Genomic DNA, 17,026 nt, shown 5'->3' with positions numbered 1-17,026 from the left:
GTTCTGTTCTCTGGAAAATTAACGATTACTGTTTAGAACCACCAAAAGCGGTATCTTTGGTGTCATCATCAGCAAATTTCGCATACCCTGCCAAACTAGATGCGTTATCGCCAAAGAAGTGACCACTGGTGCTGCCAACCAAATCATCAGTTATGGCTATACCGTTGAATTTGGCATCAGCGCCAATATTGGCACTAATATCTATTGTCATTGCGGTATTTTCCATGGAACCGACCAGGGTTTTCTCACCGAAGTCTGCGGTAAATGTACCGGCCAGAGCATTGTCACCGCTGTACTGGTTAATACCTGTCACTGTATAAGTTGCTGTACCGTCGGTTGGAATATTGGTAGTGATATCCTTGCCTGCATAGTAAACCGTATGGGTACTATCACCAGCCTGACCGGTCTGAGACCATTCACCAAAATAAACGTCAGCATTGGCAACTTTGCTGAAATGGAATACCCCCATCCCGCCATGAGAGCCTGGTGCGCCTGCTCTTGAGATATTATGAATACCATTGCTGTCCGTTGGTGCCATGCGAGTTAAGCCAGAAAAACCGATAAGTTTTCCTCCACCGATTGAACTGACTCCAATGCCTGGGGCGCCATTCGCACCACCGTGTGAATTTGAACCTGTTTGAGTTTCACCAACCTTGACATATGATGGTGAGCTTATTTGACTCTGCCCGAAACCAACTTCTGCCTGAGCCTGTGCTATAAATCCCAATGTGCCTAAAGCGGCGATTAATACGTTGAACTTTTTCATCATTATCCTCGTTTGGAGTGGGGGATCCCTCGTTACCCAATCTTAAAAACGGCCTGATTTATCGCGCGAGAAAAACGTACTCCGTTCAAATGATAATGTAAATGATAATTATTACTATTTGTTTCACTAATAATGGGGTTTATTAGTCAATGTTTTTTTATTTTATTGATTTTTATTTTATTTTTTGCATTTTTGGTAAGATTTTAACTATCTACTTTTTTTTGAAAATGTGAGGTTGGTAGATTTTATTTACTGGGGTTATTTTATTGTTAATAAATTAATTAAAATTAAAAAGTTTCCTATATTATTAAATTAATAGGGTTATATAACTACTCATATAATTAAACAAAGTTAATACATATATTTTATACCAATCTAACTTCAATATGCGTGTGATTTCTCCTCGCGAAGCGGGGAGAAATCAGGCTTCATATCGTGTTGTAAATTGCGACTTGAAGTTTAATACGTATATATGGAGAAATATTCGTTCTCTGTTGTGGAAAATAATGAGTTATGGTGAAATTTGAGCGCAAATAACCAATCAAGTACATGTTATATATTTATTTTTTGCGTTGTAGAAAGCCGTTATTTAAAAGAATAAGGGGCATATCTCATATATCTGTCTGAAAAAAGCTAAGTGGAAATGCATTATGGAAGCAAAAATGGTTATTCAGTCTGCTGAAGAAAGGACAGATCTTGGTGATGAGGTAGAGGAGCTTATTGATAACAATTGGCCTCTATTTATCGAATATTGCGGATGGAAAAATGGTAAAGGCGAACCATTTGATCCGTGGATACGTACCCATTGTCGATTAGGCGCCAAAATCATCAAGCCCGCCCTGCGCTCCATGGATATTTATGGCACTTTAGAACAGTGGCAGGAATGGACAGGCATGAAGTTTCCGCAAAGCGGGGAATACGTCATTCCGGGTGGTCTGGTGCCATTGGTAGTAGATGTTGAAAAACAGATGGCTTATTACATTGAGCCTAATTTGTGGATGTACCATAGCCTCGATTAAAAAGATTTTTCTAACTGTATCTGTACCTCGTTTTTATCATAACTGTATAACCAGTTCACATTACTGTGATTGTGTCGATGGCGGAAAGTTAAAGAAGGTGTCATGCCCAATATCTTCGCGGCAGGGAATTTAATGGCGGCAGTATAGATTTGTTCATTGTCCTGGCGTCTGGCACCCAATAATGCGCTGTAAGCACCGAAGCGTTGTTGCCTTAGAGTAACAAGCAGTGAACCATTAATGCGGGAATAGAGTTGTCCAGCTATTCCCGCACTTATGCTCCATTGTTGGTAGCGATCTGCCGGGTATTGATTATTTCGATAGCTCCAATTGCCGCCACCAAACAGAATTAATTTTTCATTGATAACATGAGATAGGCTGAAATAGGATGAGGAAAGTTCGCCGTCTTTCCTGCGGTAAAGCGGTTGATAACTCAATTTTTTATGTCCAAGTTCAACATTAAGGATGGTTTGTTTGGTGATAGCCCATTGCCACTCTATTTTGGCACCGATAGCATGATATTCAGTCTTCCCTGCCCGCTGTTGATATTCAAATAGAGAGCCAAAGGATAAATCCTGGTTCCTGTTTTTGTAGTTGTAACCACTGGTCAGCAAGAACATATTTTCGTTTTCGTCGTGGTAATTGCGATAATTTTCACCATAAATCAACCCGCGGCCAAAAATGCCGTGATGGCCGACAAGCGGGTAACGTCGGCTTAAAGTAGCGCTGTAAGTCCCGCCCCATGCTTTGATAGGTTTCGGTATGCTCCGTTCAATGATGCACTGTCCCTTGATAGACTGCAGACAGATGGGTCTCTGATTTGGAGACATATTGATATTATCGTCATAGGTATAGCCAAATGAGAATGAACCGCTCCAGTCATTTCTTTGGGTTACTGCGGCCAGATAACGGTCAATATTCTTCAAGACCATTTCTGGTAATTGATATTGTTTACTGATTTCTTTAAATAGTTGCTCGGACTCCCGATTTTTGTGATCTTCAAAATAAACACGAGCCAGCTCCAGTTTGATGCGAGTAAAATTCGGTTTTTGACGTAGGATCTTTTGATAATAAGAAGTCGCCAGCGCTAAATTCCCTGCAAGATGTGCGAGTCCGCCTTGAGCAAAATCGATAAGTAACGGATCGTACCCAGGAATTTTTTGATAAATCAGCAAGAGGCGCCTGACGTTTTGCCACTGCTGGTGGTTAATAGCAAGGTACAGAGCTTGACTGATACCCTTAAGATTATTTTCCACTTTTATAGACGTCGCGTTTGGGACTTCAATTTCCTGGTGATTGTATCGTGCTTTTTGCCAAATCTTGGGGCTAATATTTTCAGTGGCATAAACTGTCGGGGAAAAGAATGAGAGCAGCAGCATGATAAGAAATATTGGCAATATTTCTTTTGCAGTCACTTTTTTTTGATCAGACATAACAAAATCCGCTTCATAAACCACCGATTTATTTGAAATAAATCGGGTAAAGAAGATGAAGAGAAAACAGCGCCCAAACAAAATGACACTGTTTTCTGGAGAATTAATAATTATTCTTTAGCACCGCCGAAGGCAGTATCTTTGTTTCTGTCGCTATCAAATTTGGCATACCCTGCCAGAGAGGAGGCGGAATCACCGAAGAATTTTCCATCGGTAACCCCATTAATACTCCCGTTGGCTGTGGCTTTACCGGAAAATCCGGCATTGTCATTTATATTGGCATCGATACCAATATTGAGTGAACCATTGCTCAGTGAGCCATCCAGTTTTTTGGTATCAAAGTTTGCGACGAGTTTGCCGGAGAGGAGATTCTTGCCACTATACTGGCTTAAGCCTTTTACTGTATAGGACGCAGTGCCACCTGTTGGCAGATTGGTTGTCACATTTTCGCCCGCATAAAAAACAGTATGAGTGACATCCGATTTATCGGGGGTTTTTTGGGCCCATTCGCCAAAGTAAACTTCGGTATTGGGAACCTGACCGATATCGATATACTGGTTCTCGATACCGAATTTTGTACCATCCCCTTTGGAATGATAGGCATGATAGATACCATTCTTGTCGAGTGTAGCTAGACCTTTCAGCCGGGAGGCAGAAAGTAATTTGCCTTTTACTATAGGTAGAGTGAAACCCAGGGCGGGTTCACCATTTACCTCTCCGATTATAAGATGTGGGTCGGTTTCTTGTTGGCTTATACCATAACCAACTTTTGCCTGAACTTGTGTTGTAACGCCAAGAATTCCTAACATCGCGATGAATATATTGATTTTTTTCATGAGTAGTCTCTCTGAATATTGAATATGTAGTCATCCTGTTATAAGAACGTCCTGAACTTTTGGGGTTAAAATGCTCAATAAATGTACAGAAAATAAAATGTATGTTGCCTAAACAATGCTGTAAACCATAAGTTATTCTTATGTTTTTATTTTGTTTAATTATTGGTCAAAATTACATTATTTTTGAGGATAGATTGAGTTGGTGGATTTCAATTAATCCACTAATCGTTGAGGGTGGGTATACACTATTGCTCGCCCTGGCTTGCAAAATCCGATCAACGTTAAATGACATTTCTGGGCGACTTGAATGGCAAGTGAGGTTGCGGCAGAAACGGCGAATAAAATTTCTACCCCGCAATTAGCTGATTTTTGTACCATCTCATAACTGGCACGGCTGGAAACTAACACCGCACCTTGTTGCCAGCCTGTTTTTGCTCGCATTCCCAGTAACTTATCCAGTGCAACATGGCGGCCAACATCTTCACAACCACCAAGCAATTTGCCCTCTGGATCAATCCAACCTGCCGCATGGGTACAGCCGGTAAGTGTGCCGATTTCCTGAACATGTGGTAATTGGGCAAGCGCAGCATCAAGGCAGGAGAGTGAAAACGTTTGGGTGAAAGGCAGGGGCGTAATTGGGCGAAAGATTTCTGCGAGTTGTTCGGTGCCACAAATACCGCAACCCGTTCTGCCAGCCATATTGCGTCGGCGCTCTTTTAATGCCGCAAAACGGCGGCTGGAAAGTTCAATGTGCAGTTCAATGCCGCCGTGGCAGCTAACTATCGCATCAATCCCCCGAATTTCTTGTGCAGATGTAATAATTCCTTCTGACAAGGAAAACCCGATAGCAAAATGATCGAGATCTTTCGGACTGGCCATCATTACGACATGGGAAATACCGTTGTAGACCAATGCAACAGGGACTTCCTCTGCTACCCAATCCGGCGTTGGACTGCTCAAGGAGCCGCTTTGTTTGGCATTTTTTTGTTGTACATTGGTGCGAAAAACACCGCTGATCCCTCCCATATTTAACTCATTTTCTGACCTTTTATTTTTCATTAATGAATTCCCCAATAGTTTGATTCATAATACTGTTTGTGTGGATAATATATTATCAATCTGTGTCCTGATAAGAAGCAAATACACCCGCGGAATTCCTGTTAGGCGGTGTGTTAATGAGCAATGTGAGTGAGGAGATCCCCCATGCAAGTCAGCAGAAGGCAGTTCTTTAAGATCTGCGCTGGCGGTATGGCGGGTACGACGGCAGCCGCGCTGGGGTTTGCCCCAACCGCCGCGATTGCGCAAACACGTAACTACAAATTGCTGCGTGCGCGTGAAACCCGAAATACCTGTACATACTGCTCTGTCGGTTGTGGATTATTGATGTACAGCCTTGGTGATGGCGCCAAAAATGCCAAATCAACTATTTTTCATATCGAAGGGGACCCGGATCATCCTGTAAACCGTGGTGCCTTATGTCCTAAAGGGGCTGGCTTGGTGGATTTTGTGCACAGCAAAAATCGCCTGCGCTATCCAGAATATCGTGCCCCTGGCTCCAATCAATGGCAGCGAATAAGCTGGAATGAAGCCTTCGATCGTATCGCGAGATTGATGAAACAAGATCGCGATGCCAATTTTATCCAAACCAACCAAGATGGTGTGACGGTTAACCGCTGGCTGACAACAGGCATGTTATGTGCGTCCGCGGCCAGTAACGAAACCGGTTTTCTATCGCAGAAATTTAGTCGCGCTCTCGGCATGCTTGCCGTAGACAACCAGGCGCGTGTCTGACACGGACCAACGGTAGCAAGTCTTGCTCCAACATTTGGTCGCGGTGCGATGACCAACCACTGGGTGGATATTAAGAATGCGAACTTGATTGTCGTGATGGGCGGGAATGCTGCTGAGGCACATCCTGTCGGTTTCCGTTGGGCGATGGAAGCTAAAATTCACAACAACGCTAAACTGATTGTTATCGATCCTCGCTTTACCCGTACGGCATCCGTGGCGGATTTCTACACGCCTATTCGTTCTGGTACGGATATTGCCTTCCTGTCAGGTGTAATTTTATACCTGCTAACCCATGAAAAAATTAACCGTGAGTATGTCGAGGCTTACACCAATGCTAGCCTGATTGTGCGGGAAGATTTCTCATTCGATGATGGCCTGTTTAGTGGCTATGATGCTGAAAATCGCCAGTACGATAAAACGACATGGCACTATGAGCTAGATGAGAAGGGTTTTGCCAAACGGGACAAAACGCTGAGCCATCCACGTTGTGTCTGGAACCTGCTGAAAACTCATGTCAGTCGTTATACACCGGATGTCGTGACTGATATCTGTGGAACACCGAAGGAAGATTTCCTCAAGGTGTGTGAATATCTGGCAGAAACCAGCGCGAAGGACAAAACCGCTACTTTCCTGTATGCACTGGGTTGGACGCAACACTCCATCGGCGCCCAGAATATCCGTACAATGGCGATAATCCAATTACTGCTCGGTAATATGGGTATGGCAGGCGGTGGCATCAATGCGCTGCGCGGTCACTCCAATATTCAGGGACTGACAGATTTGGGGTTGTTATCCCAAAGCCTGCCGGGGTATCTCTCCCTGCCATCGGAGAAACAGGCCGACTTGCAAACCTATTTGCAGGCGAACACACCAAAAGCCACCGTTACAGGTCAGGTCAACTATTGGGGAAATTATCCGAAGTTCTTTGTCAGCCTGATGAAGAGTTTTTATGGTGATAATGCCCGTAAAGAGAATGATTGGGGCTTCGATTTGTTGCCGAAGTGGGATAAGCCTTACGATGTCTTGCAATATTTTGAAATGATGTCGAAAGGGGAAGTGAATGGCTATATCTGTCAGGGCTTCAATCCAATAGCATCATTCCCGGACAAGAACAAAGTCGTCGCCGCTTTGTCGAAGCTGAAATTCCTGATCACGGTTGATCCTCTCAGTACCGAAACGTCATCATTCTGGCAAAATCATGGTGAATTCAACGATGTTGATCCTGCCACCATTCAGACTGAAGTATTCCGTTTACCCTGTTGCTGTTTTGCCGAGGAGAATGGCTCAATAGTCAATTCAGCTCGCTGGCTGCAATGGCACTGGAAAGGTGCGGACGCGCCAGGGGAAGCGATTGGGGATGGTGAAATTTTGTCGGGCATTTTCAAGCGCCTGCGTGATTTGTACCGTGAAGAAGGCGGTGCTGCGCCAGAACAAGTCTTGAGCATGACATGGGATTATTTCGATCCTGACGCACCAACAGCGGAAGAGGTGGCCCAAGAAAGTAACGGTCGCGCTTTGGCTGATTTGCTGGATAACAACGGCAATGTTTTGGTGAAAAAAGGGCAGCAATTATCCTCTTTTGCTCAATTGCGTGATGATGGCACTACCGCCAGCGGCTGTTGGATTTTCGCTGGAAGCTGGACGCCGGAAGGTAACCAGATGGCGCGCCGCGATAATGCTGATCCATCCGGGATAGGGAATACACTGGGTTGGGCATGGGCGTGGCCACTGAATCGCCGTATTCTGTATAACCGCGCATCTGCTGATCCACAGGGCAATCCGTGGGATCCCAAACGCCAGTTGATTGCATGGGATGGCGATAAATGGCGCGGAGTGGATATCCCAGATTACAGCAACGCAGCCCCAGGAACGGATGTTGGACCTTTTATCATGCAGCCAGAAGGTATGGGGCGCTTGTTTGCCATCGACAAAATGGCAGAAGGACCGTTCCCTGAACATTACGAGCCGTTTGAAACACCGTTGGGAACCAATCCGTTACATCCGAATGTGGTTTCCAATCCAGCCGCCCGTGTGTTCAAGAGCGATTTTGAAGCTATGGGGAAAGCCGATAAATTCCCTTATGTCGGCACCACCTACCGCCTGACTGAGCATTTCCATTTCTGGACAAAACATGCGTTGTTAAACGCCATCGCCCAACCAGAGCAGTTTGTGGAAATTGGTGAACGGTTGGCGGCAGAAAAGGGCATCAAACAGGGCGATACCGTTAAAGTTAGCTCCAGCCGTGGTTATATCAAGGCCAAGGCGGTGGTGACGAAGCGTATTCGTACCTTGAATGTTCACGGCCGTGAAGTGGATACCATCGGTATTCCGATTCACTGGGGCTTTTTGGGCGCGGCGAAGAAAGGTTTTATTGCGAATACCCTGACGCCGTTTGTCGGTGATGCCAATACGCAGACGCCGGAATTCAAGGCATTTCTGGTTAATGTGGAAAAGGTGTGAGGGAGAAAAATTATGTCATTGCAAACCCAGGACATTATTCGTCGCTCTGCCACCCATTCATTGACTCCCGCGCCTCGTGTGCGGGATCACCAGCAAGAAGTGGCAAAGCTGATCGATGTGACAACCTGTATTGGCTGTAAAGCGTGTCAGGTAGCATGTTCAGAATGGAACGACATTCGTGATGAAATTGGGCACAACATTGGCGTTTATGATAATCCGGCTGACCTGACAGCGAAGTCATGGACAGTGATGCGATTTTCCGAAGTGGAGGAGCATGGCAAGCTGGAATGGTTGATCCGCAAGGATGGGTGTATGCACTGTGCCGATCCGGGTTGCCTGAAAGCTTGTCCGGCGGAAGGCGCGATTATTCAATATGCCAATGGCATCGTTGATTTTCAGTCAGAACAGTGCATCGGCTGTGGCTATTGCATTGCCGGTTGTCCATTCAATGTACCGCGTATCAACAAAGAGGATAATCGTGCCTACAAATGTACTTTGTGCGTTGACCGTGTTGGTGTAGGACAAGAGCCGGCATGTGTGAAAACTTGTCCAACCGGTGCGATTCATTTCGGTAGCAAGCAGGATATGAAAGCGCTGGCGGCAGAGCGGGTTGAAGAGCTTAAGGGGCGTGGCTATGAAAATGCCGGCCTGTACGATCCTGAAGGCGTAGGCGGAACCCATGTTATGTATGTGCTGCACCATGCCAATAAGCCTCAACTCTATCATGGATTGCCGGATAATCCGGTTATAAGCCCAACTGTCACCTTCTGGAAAGGTATCTGGAAGCCATTAGCTGCAATCGGTTTTGCCGCGACTTTTGCTGCTGCCGTTTTCCATTACGTGGGTATTGGTCCGAACCGTATTTCCAGAGAAGAGGAAGAAAGCGCACTTAAAGAGATTGATTCGGACAAGGCAAATAATGGGGAGGTGAAGAAATGAAAAAGCGTAACGATACCATTATCCGTCACTCTCCGGTTGAGCGAATCAATCATTGGGCGGTTGTGGTTTGCTTCCTGTTTACCGCCATCAGTGGATTAGGTTTTTTCTTCCCCTCCCTGAACTGGCTGATGAATATCTTTGGTACGCCGCAATTGTCACGGATATTGCATCCGTTTGCGGGTTCGGTGATGTTCTTTCTGTTTGTCTTTATGTTTTTCAGGTATTTCAAACATAATCTGATCGACAGGGATGATATCGAATGGGCGAAAAATATTCACAAGGTACTGCGTAATGAGGAAGCGGGAGATATCGGGCAGTATAACCTCGGCCAGAAAGGCATTTACTGGTTAGTAAGTCTCTGCCTGTTTCTCCTGCTTATTAGTGGCATTATTATCTGGCGCCCGTATTTTGCGGAATATTTTTCTATCCCATTGATCCGAATTGCTTTGCTGGTTCACTCACTGGCGGCGGTTGGTTTGATCCTGACGATTATCATCCATGCTTATGCGGCGTTTTGGGTGAAGGGATCAGTGCGGGCAATGGTAGAAGGTTGGGTCACACGTGGCTGGGCGAAAAAACATCATCCACGTTGGTATCGTGAAATGGTGAAACAAGAGCAGCAAAAAGAGAAAGAATGAGTTTGAGGCAGGGTATTTTGTGTACTCTGGCTCATTTCTACAGTTATTGTTCTTAAGGTTATTGTAGTAATTGATAAACGTTACTTTGTGGCTACAACATGGCTACAATGTTCATTATTTGCACAATAAATGAGGGCGTTTGTATGATTGAGACCATCGTAAGAGCCAGAGTATCTTCAGCTTCTAAAGAAGCGGCTATGGCGAGTTATCCGTATCCGTATGCTTGTTAACCGGCTGGCTGTTGAGGGACAACTTCCCGATGGATTTTTTCAGCCAAATAGCGAAACCTTACAAGCTATTCGTGACTTGGAAAATGGTAAAGGAGTTCATCGAGTCAATACAATTGACGAACTGAGAGATGATTTGGATTGGTAGAACATGTTGACAATTGTTTACTCTTAATTTATCAACGCACTGATATAGAACTGATATTGTACCGTGTTGGAAGCCATGCTGATTTGTTTAAGTAGCCATCAGTAGTCGAAAATGGATATCTTGGTTCTCAGAAAGGGAAGGAAACCGGAGGCCATTTTTCTCCTCCGGTTTATTGACTTTTATTGACTAATGAGTGTCTTGAGCCTCTTATTAATCTGCTGTTTATCAAAAGGTTCCAGTGACTCACTTGGGGATAATCCCACAAGTTCTAATTGTTCTGCTTCATCTTCCGTCAGGAGTTTCTTTTTTCTCAACTTGAGCAAATAGTTCCAACTCCAAATGCCACCGGAATCTTCCGCCGGACACATGCCATTACCTGCGGTCACTTCAGGCTGGATAATATCTTTTGGTAACACCTTCTCTAGCGTTATTTGATGGAACCAATCATCGCCAAAGTCATATTGGTAGTTGAATTCATCGCCGGCTTCCTCCAGAAATGCACCGATGCATAATTGGTCATACTGTTCTTCTGGAATATCGATTCCTGCAAAACTAAAACTGAATAGATGAGCATTTTCCCAGCCCATGGCAGCTTGTATCACATCATGAAATTCACTGAGTGTGAGTTGATTGCTGACACGGATCCGGCGCCATACGGCGGGTGTTGCATCGAATAAACTCACTTTAACAACCAAACCTTGCGGCTCAATCTCTTCCTCTTGCTCCATGTAGAAATATTCAAAGCTGAGTTCAGACAAGGTATCAAATAAGGCAAATCTCTTGCGATTTAATCCAAGATCTCTGAGGGCATAGGCCAAATCTAAATATTGCTCTACCAGATATGGCGCTTGTGGTGGCAATCTGTATTGTTCGATTGAAGCGGAATAAGTCAGACGCTCAATAAACAGCTCGCGGTTTGCGTAGTAATAGAGCTTCAATAAATCCCTGGGTTTTTTCGCTTTCAACAGGCATTCTTCCGGCGCCAGCCAAGACAGTATTAATGATGAACCCATGGTGATGCCAAGACGATTCTGATCCTGTCGCTTCAGATCAGCTTTATACCCGAACTTCTGGCTCCAGTGTTCAAGCTCAAATGCTTCTGGCTGTGTCCATTCGACGGGAAGTTGTGACAACCAATAAAGTGAGTTGAGATCGAGTGGGGTATGTTTATTTTGCTGGACTGAAAATATCCACGGTAAAATTTGTTGCAGCCAGTCAGGGGAGACCGGAGTATAGTCAACATAAGCTTCACTACTATTGCTCAACTCTTCAATCAATTCGGGGATTGTGCTCTCAGGAGCAATATTCATAAAGCTTTCGCGGATACCAGATTTAAAATCCAGCATCATATTCATTTGATATTCTTGACCATCCAGTGTGATTGTCATCATCATGCTGGCACAGTCATTTCCATCAACATGAGTGACGTATAATTCGTGTATCTTCGCTGTTTCCCGCGGCTTATTGTGGTGCGACATCGCCTTTTTTTTCCAACGCTTAAAACAGGAGTGAATGGCAGGATGGCGGTTAAATCGTGCACACAGATTGATCAGTTGCAGGTAGGATAAGTTTGCCCATGCAGAAGAAGGGCAATCGTCCAATGCTTGCGCACAGGCAAGGGCGACGGGTTCTTCAAAGTATTGGGTGAGTAATAGCAGGGCATCGATACCCCATGAATGTTTGGCAACCTCCGCCAACAGATGAGGTAAGGCTTCATGGGGCGTGACGGATAGACCGTTTTCAAAAAAGTCAACAAATTCAATGCCAGAATCAATTTCAAACTGCTTAAACAGTTGGTTCAAATTTAAGGATTTTTTAGGGAAAGTCGCTATGTTGGTGTCATCAGTAGATTGGGGGGCATCCAGTAGCTGGGTGATGTCAGTGTTGATATGAAACTGATTTCTTTTCAGGATTGATACACATAACAACATGCATTCGCTATTAATTTCGAATTCTTCTTTGGTATTCAGCAAAATTTGCTCAATGATCTCTTCGAACAGTTGTTTGGTTTCAGCAGGCAACTTGTTTGTTGTTAATGCAAGCTCTGCTATGGCAACTTCAAGCCAATGGTTAATGCTGTCTCCTGTCTCCGTCATTGCTTCTTTGGGCAGCGTTAGCACCAAGCTAATCAACAAGAAGACGTTTTCTGGCTCGGAAAACCACTGTATCTGCTTTGGCGTTAAGGAACGTTGTTTCTCAGGAGCATGGGCGTATTTTTCTATTGCAGATAGCAATTTTTCAGGTGTTAATTTCATTATCAACCTCTTCAATATATCGATATTTCAACCAAGAAGAGTGCTGGTTATCACACTGTCATATCCACCATTCCCCTTTACGATTATTCAATAGTCTAACTTGAATTTTTGTGAGGACAGTAAGTTTGTGTTGAAATTTATCCACGTTACTGTTTTGTGGTCTGTAACTTGAAATCGATAGGATCTGGCAATGCCATTCCGCTGTTTGGCGGGGTAAGATGGTTGGGGATTTACATATCAACATAACTGGAAGGTGAGATTGATGAGTATTCGCATTGCCCCTATTCCCCCATTATTGTTTGTCAACCTGAAAACGCTTTACCAGCAGCGTGCTGAGCGTCTGAAAACGTTGGCAACCGAAAACAACCCATTTGCAAGTTACCTGAATTTTGCGGCAGAAATTGCCCAAGCACAGCAAAAAGCGTGGTATGACAATCCGCTGGAGATGGAATTGGATGAGCTTCTGGGTCATTCCCAGCAAGAAATTCGTGTCCCATTGGATTGTAAAACATTGCACCGTACCCAGCATTGGCAGAATATTCTGCACGCCCTGATGGCGGAATTGCTGCCTACCGTACCTGAACATGTAAAACCCGCCCTCGAAAATCTGGCAAAAAATTCAGAACAAGAGTTAGAAGAGATGGCGAGTGCGCTACTCAATAGTGAATTCAGCAAAGTTAGTGCTGATCAGGCGGTATTTGTCTGGGCAGCGTTATCTGTCTATTGGGCACAAATGGCCAGTTTGATCCCCGGCAAGGCACGGGCGGGATATGGAGAACATCGCCAGTTTTGCCCGATCTGTGGCAGTATGCCGGTTGCCAGTGTGGTGCAAATCGGCACTCACCAAGGGCTGCGTTACTTGCATTGTAACCTGTGTGAAAGCGAGTGGCATGTTGTCCGTATCAAATGCAGTAACTGTGAACAAAGTCGTGACCTGAGTTATTGGTCACTGGAGAGTGAGCAATCGGCAATCAAGGCAGAAAGTTGTGGTGATTGTGGTAGTTATCTCAAAATTCTGTATCAGGAAAAAGATCCAAATATCGATGCTGTGGCCGATGATCTGGCGTCATTGATTCTGGATGCCAAAATGGAAGAAGAAGGTTTTGCCCGCAGTAGCCTGAACCCTTTTTTGTTTCCTAACGAATAAATGGGGTGGGGAAGCGATGACACAAGCAATCAATTCGCTGTACCGTCAATTACCCTCCATTGACAGATTGTTGCGAGAACCAAAAATCACCTCGTTGATTGCGTTATATGGACAGACGCAAGTGGTGGAGATATTGCGGGACATGCAAGAACAGGCGCGATTTAATATTCGTGAATATCAGACCTTGCCAGAGTGGAGTGACGATTGGGCTGCATTATTGCAGCGAAGATTGGACAAGGTTCAAGCCTCTGCATTGAAACCCGTTTTTAACTTGAGCGGAACGGTGCTTCATACCAATTTGGGTCGTGCATTGTTAGCGGAATCAGCAATTGAAGCCGTGACACAGGCAATGCGTTCGCCGGTCACGTTGGAATATTCTCTTGATGGTGCTCGCGGGCATCGTGATCGCGCACTGGCTGATTTACTCTGTACGTTAACAGGGGCAGAAGATGCCTGCATCGTCAACAATAATGCCGCCGCCGTTTTACTGGTGTTGGCAACAGTGGCGCAAGGCAAAGAGGTTGTTATTTCCCGCGGTGAATTGGTAGAGATTGGCGGGGCGTTCCGTATTCCTGACGTGATGGTGCAAGCAGGTTGTCGTTTGGTGGAAGTGGGAACAACTAACCGAACGCATTTAAAAGATTATCAGCGGGTAATCAATTCTGATACCGGTTTGTTGATGAAGGTGCATACCAGTAATTACAGTATTGAAGGCTTCACCGCTGAAGTATCGGCAGAAGCCTTGGCGACGCTGGGTATGGCATCCCAAATCCCGACAGCCATCGATCTTGGTAGTGGCTCCATGACCGACATGACACAGTATGGTTTGCCGGCTGAGCCGATGCCCCAGGATTACCTGAACCATGGTATCGATTTGGTGACCTTTTCTGGTGATAAATTATTGGGTGGCCCGCAAGCTGGCATTATTGTTGGCAAAAAACAGTGGATAGACGCTATCCAGCAGCATCCCCTAAAGCGCGCATTGCGGGCAGACAAAATGACGTTGGCGGCACTGGAAGCCACTTTGCGCCTCTACCAACACCCTGAGCAACTTCGCCAGAACTTACCGACTTTGCGCCTGCTGACTCGTACACAGGGTGAAATCCGTGATATGGCGCAACGGCTCATTCCTCAACTTCAGGCATATTACAGCGAAAAATTTATTGTTCGTGATGAACCTTGCTATTCCCAAATTGGCAGTGGTTCTTTGCCAGTGGATCGGTTGCCCAGTTGGTCGCTGACTTTTACTGCCATCGATGGTCGTGGCAGCACATTGGAAAATTTGGCTCACCAATGGCGCAATTTGAAAAAACCGGTGATTGGGCGTCTGTATGATGGGCGGTTATGGCTGGATCTGCGTTGCCTGGAAGATGGAAATGCATTATTGCAGGCACTTTTGCTGTTATAAGAAATAGGCTTGATAACTATGATTTTTGCCACAGCGGGACATGTTGATCACGGTAAAACGACGCTCATTCGAGCGATCACGGGGGTTGATACGACCCATTTGCCGGAAGAGAAAAAACGCGGGATGACTATCGATCTCGGTTATGCCTACTGGCCGCAGCCAGATGGATCTTCGGTGGGGTTTGTCGATGTGCCGGGACATGAAAAATTCCTGCCGAATATGTTAGCGGGGATGGGTGGAATAGATCATATCCTGCTGGTTGTCGCTTGTGATGATGGTGTCATGGCTCAGACACGGGAACATCTGGCAATTTTGCGTTTGATTGGGCGACCTGATATTACGGTTGTATTGACCAAAGCGGATAGCGTCGAACAAGCACGGATTGAGGAAGTCCGGCAACAAGTCGGGCAATTATTAGCATCACAAGGTTGGCAATCGGTGCCTTTGTTTATAACGGCAGCCGCCATAAAAGAAGGCATTATCCCACTAAGAGAGCATTTGCAGTCTATTCACCAATCTTATGCTATCCATCAAGTTCGCTTCCGGCAAAATCCACAACATGAAAAATTACAGCAACGCTTTCGTTTGGCTATCGATCGCGTTTTTACTATTAAAGGTGCCGGGTTGGTTGTCACCGGAACGGCGTTAGCGGGAAGTGTCAATGTTGGCGATATGTTATGGCTGACTGGCAGTGATCAAAGCGTGAGAGTGCGTGGCTTGCACGCCCAGAATCAACTCGTTCAACGTGCTACAGCGGGACAGCGTATTGCATTGAATATTGCGGGGGATATCAGCAAAGAGCAAATTTCCCGTGGCGACTGGCTGTTATTACAAAAACCCTCGTTTGCGGCTGAAAAAGTGTTAGTCGAAATTGAAGCGGATTTACCGCTGCAAAACTGGCAATCTCTCCATATCCATCATGCTGCCAGCCATATCACCGGCAGAATTTCTATCCTGAACTCGCTAACCGCTACGCCAATATTGGCTGAGCTGACGCTGGATCGTCCTTTGTGGCTGGTGGAAAATGATCGCCTGGTACTGCGTGATATCAGTGCCAGAAAAACGCTGGCTGGGGCACGAGTCGTTAGCTTAAATTCCCCGCGCAGAGGGAAACGCCAGCCTGAATTTCTTCATTGGTTATCCCAACTGGCTCGAACGAGCAGCCATCTGGAAAATCTTACCTTATATTTAACACGTGGTACACTGTTACTTAGCCACTTTGCCTGGGCACGCCAGTTGACAGAAAATCAGCTCAACAACTTGTTGGTTGGGATGGAGGTAATGGTTGCGGGTGATTGGGTTTTATCACTGCATCATGTGGTGCTGGCAGAACAAAAGCTATTGCAGACTGTCGTGGAATACCACGAAAAACACCCTGATCAATTGGGTGTGGGTAAGGCGCGTTTGAAACGAATGGCTTTGCCGACACTGGATGACATGCTGGCTTATAAACTTATCAATCGGCTATTGGAACAAGAAGTGCTAAAACAAACCCATGGTTGGTTGCATTTGCCTGAGCATGGATTGATGTTTACCCCAGAGCAGGCGTGTTTGTGGTTAAAAGCAGAACCTTATTTTAAAACGGAAGCGTGGTGGGTGCGCGATTTGACAACTGAAATGGGGGAAGATGAAGAGGTCATACGTCGTCTTTTGCGAAAAGCGGCACAATTAGGACTCGTTATCGCCATTGTGTCTGATCGTTATTACCACCGACAGCAGATTCAGCAGCTTGCTGATTTAATTCGCAACTATTCTCAGACTAAGGGCGGCATAACAGCAATCGATTTTCGAGATGAATTAGGGATTGGCCGGAAACTGGCGATTCAAATACTGGAATACTTTGATCGTACGGGATTTACCCGCAGGAAAGCGAATTTGCATGTTCTACGGGATGAGGGCATTTTTTAGTATTTTATTTACAGTATCTCTGACAATCTGTGCTATTTTTCATCGGGTTGGCAA

Annotated in this window: 14 protein-coding genes; 9 read left to right on the top strand and 5 right to left on the bottom strand. The window is 45.4% G+C overall.

The window, feature by feature from the left end:
* Nucleotides 1-25 precede the first annotated feature (25 nt).
* The gene (locus WDV74_RS16510) at nt 26-766 is read right to left on the bottom strand and encodes a Slam-dependent surface lipoprotein (RefSeq protein ID WP_338883896.1); all 741 of its coding nucleotides are present in this window, start codon (nt 764-766) and stop codon (nt 26-28) included.
* A 650-nt stretch (nt 767-1,416) separates the two neighbouring features.
* Between WDV74_RS16510 and WDV74_RS16505 the strand changes: the two genes are divergently transcribed.
* Complete coding sequence (locus WDV74_RS16505) at nt 1,417-1,785, top strand: hypothetical protein (protein WP_338883895.1); 369 nt, start codon at nt 1,417-1,419, stop codon at nt 1,783-1,785.
* On the opposite strand, the gene WDV74_RS16500 is transcribed toward WDV74_RS16505, so the two are convergent.
* From WDV74_RS16500 to fdhD, 3 genes are all read right to left on the bottom strand, one after another.
* A complete protein-coding gene (locus tag WDV74_RS16500; RefSeq protein WP_338883894.1) occupies nt 1,782-3,215 on the bottom strand; it encodes a porin family protein in 1,434 nt (477 codons plus the stop codon). The two genes, WDV74_RS16505 and WDV74_RS16500, sit on opposite strands and share 4 nt — an antisense overlap.
* Before the next feature lie 110 nt (nt 3,216-3,325).
* A complete protein-coding gene (locus WDV74_RS16495) occupies nt 3,326-4,051 on the bottom strand; it encodes a Slam-dependent surface lipoprotein (protein WP_338883893.1) in 726 nt (241 codons plus the stop codon).
* 213 nt (nt 4,052-4,264) lie between these two features.
* Nucleotides 4,265-5,110, bottom strand: a complete 846-nt coding sequence (gene fdhD, locus WDV74_RS16490; protein ID WP_338883891.1) for a formate dehydrogenase accessory sulfurtransferase FdhD — start codon at nt 5,108-5,110, stop codon at nt 4,265-4,267.
* Between the two features lie 144 nt (nt 5,111-5,254).
* On the opposite strand from fdhD, the gene fdnG reads away from it, so the two are divergent.
* The 5 genes from fdnG (at nt 5,255) to WDV74_RS16465 (ending at nt 10,349) form a co-directional block, all read left to right on the top strand.
* Complete coding sequence (gene fdnG, locus WDV74_RS16485; protein ID WP_338883890.1) at nt 5,255-8,302, top strand: formate dehydrogenase-N subunit alpha; 3,048 nt, start codon at nt 5,255-5,257, stop codon at nt 8,300-8,302.
* Nucleotides 8,303-8,314: 12 nt separating this feature from the next.
* The gene (fdxH, locus tag WDV74_RS16480) at nt 8,315-9,241 is read left to right on the top strand and encodes a formate dehydrogenase subunit beta (protein ID WP_338883889.1); all 927 of its coding nucleotides are present in this window, start codon (nt 8,315-8,317) and stop codon (nt 9,239-9,241) included.
* Nucleotides 9,238-9,879, top strand: a complete 642-nt coding sequence (gene fdoI / locus WDV74_RS16475; protein ID WP_338883888.1) for a formate dehydrogenase cytochrome b556 subunit — start codon at nt 9,238-9,240, stop codon at nt 9,877-9,879. The genes fdxH and fdoI overlap by 4 nt, the downstream gene beginning before the upstream one ends.
* 219 nt (nt 9,880-10,098) lie before the next feature.
* Complete coding sequence (locus WDV74_RS16470) at nt 10,099-10,254, top strand: type II toxin-antitoxin system antitoxin, RelB/DinJ family (protein ID WP_338883886.1); 156 nt, start codon at nt 10,099-10,101, stop codon at nt 10,252-10,254.
* Nucleotides 10,248-10,349, top strand: coding sequence for a type II toxin-antitoxin system YafQ family toxin (locus WDV74_RS16465; RefSeq protein ID WP_338883884.1), 102 nt, complete (start codon nt 10,248-10,250; stop codon nt 10,347-10,349). Before WDV74_RS16470 ends, WDV74_RS16465 begins: the two co-directional genes overlap by 7 nt.
* Nucleotides 10,350-10,433: 84 nt before the next feature.
* Here the strand turns inward: WDV74_RS16465 and WDV74_RS16460 are convergent, their stop codons facing one another.
* Complete coding sequence (locus WDV74_RS16460; protein WP_338883882.1) at nt 10,434-12,509, bottom strand: plasmid pRiA4b ORF-3 family protein; 2,076 nt, start codon at nt 12,507-12,509, stop codon at nt 10,434-10,436.
* Between the two features lie 262 nt (nt 12,510-12,771).
* Between WDV74_RS16460 and fdhE the strand changes: the two genes are divergently transcribed.
* Genes fdhE through selB form a run of 3 tightly spaced genes read left to right on the top strand, consistent with a single transcriptional unit; the run spans nt 12,772 to nt 16,972 of the window.
* Nucleotides 12,772-13,656: a formate dehydrogenase accessory protein FdhE gene (fdhE, locus tag WDV74_RS16455; RefSeq protein ID WP_338883880.1), complete on the top strand. Its 885-nt coding sequence runs from the start codon at nt 12,772-12,774 to the stop codon at nt 13,654-13,656.
* A gap of 16 nt (nt 13,657-13,672) precedes the next feature.
* Nucleotides 13,673-15,064 (top strand): L-seryl-tRNA(Sec) selenium transferase, encoded by a 1,392-nt coding sequence (gene selA / locus WDV74_RS16450; RefSeq protein WP_338883879.1) that lies wholly within the window; start codon nt 13,673-13,675, stop codon nt 15,062-15,064.
* A gap of 18 nt (nt 15,065-15,082) precedes the next feature.
* On the top strand, nt 15,083-16,972 hold the full coding sequence (gene selB, locus WDV74_RS16445) for a selenocysteine-specific translation elongation factor (protein ID WP_338883878.1): 1,890 nt from the start codon (nt 15,083-15,085) through the stop codon (nt 16,970-16,972).
* Nucleotides 16,973-17,026 lie beyond the last annotated feature (54 nt).

The sequence above is a fragment of the Xenorhabdus sp. TH1 genome, from assembly GCF_037260955.1.
In the GTDB taxonomy this organism is placed as follows: domain Bacteria; phylum Pseudomonadota; class Gammaproteobacteria; order Enterobacterales; family Enterobacteriaceae; genus Xenorhabdus; species Xenorhabdus griffiniae.
Note: the sequence above shows the minus strand (reverse complement) of the source record. Positions and strands in the feature narration are given on the sequence as shown.

What these genes read in the sequence shown, in the direction of transcription:
- WDV74_RS16510 (WP_338883896.1), bottom strand. Translation starts at nt 766, where the DNA reads ATGAAAAAGTTCAACGTATTAATCGCCGCTTTAGGCACATTGGGATTT.
- WDV74_RS16505 (WP_338883895.1), top strand. Translation starts at nt 1,417, where the DNA reads ATGGAAGCAAAAATGGTTATTCAGTCTGCTGAAGAAAGGACAGATCTT.
- WDV74_RS16500 (WP_338883894.1), bottom strand. Translation starts at nt 3,215, where the DNA reads ATGTCTGATCAAAAAAAAGTGACTGCAAAAGAAATATTGCCAATATTT.
- WDV74_RS16495 (WP_338883893.1), bottom strand. Translation starts at nt 4,051, where the DNA reads ATGAAAAAAATCAATATATTCATCGCGATGTTAGGAATTCTTGGCGTT.
- fdhD (WP_338883891.1), bottom strand. Translation starts at nt 5,110, where the DNA reads ATGAAAAATAAAAGGTCAGAAAATGAGTTAAATATGGGAGGGATCAGC.
- fdxH (WP_338883889.1), top strand. Translation starts at nt 8,315, where the DNA reads ATGTCATTGCAAACCCAGGACATTATTCGTCGCTCTGCCACCCATTCA.
- fdoI (WP_338883888.1), top strand. Translation starts at nt 9,238, where the DNA reads ATGAAAAAGCGTAACGATACCATTATCCGTCACTCTCCGGTTGAGCGA.
- WDV74_RS16470 (WP_338883886.1), top strand. Translation starts at nt 10,099, where the DNA reads ATGCTTGTTAACCGGCTGGCTGTTGAGGGACAACTTCCCGATGGATTT.
- WDV74_RS16460 (WP_338883882.1), bottom strand. Translation starts at nt 12,509, where the DNA reads ATGAAATTAACACCTGAAAAATTGCTATCTGCAATAGAAAAATACGCC.
- fdhE (WP_338883880.1), top strand. Translation starts at nt 12,772, where the DNA reads ATGAGTATTCGCATTGCCCCTATTCCCCCATTATTGTTTGTCAACCTG.
- selA (WP_338883879.1), top strand. Translation starts at nt 13,673, where the DNA reads ATGACACAAGCAATCAATTCGCTGTACCGTCAATTACCCTCCATTGAC.
- selB (WP_338883878.1), top strand. Translation starts at nt 15,083, where the DNA reads ATGATTTTTGCCACAGCGGGACATGTTGATCACGGTAAAACGACGCTC.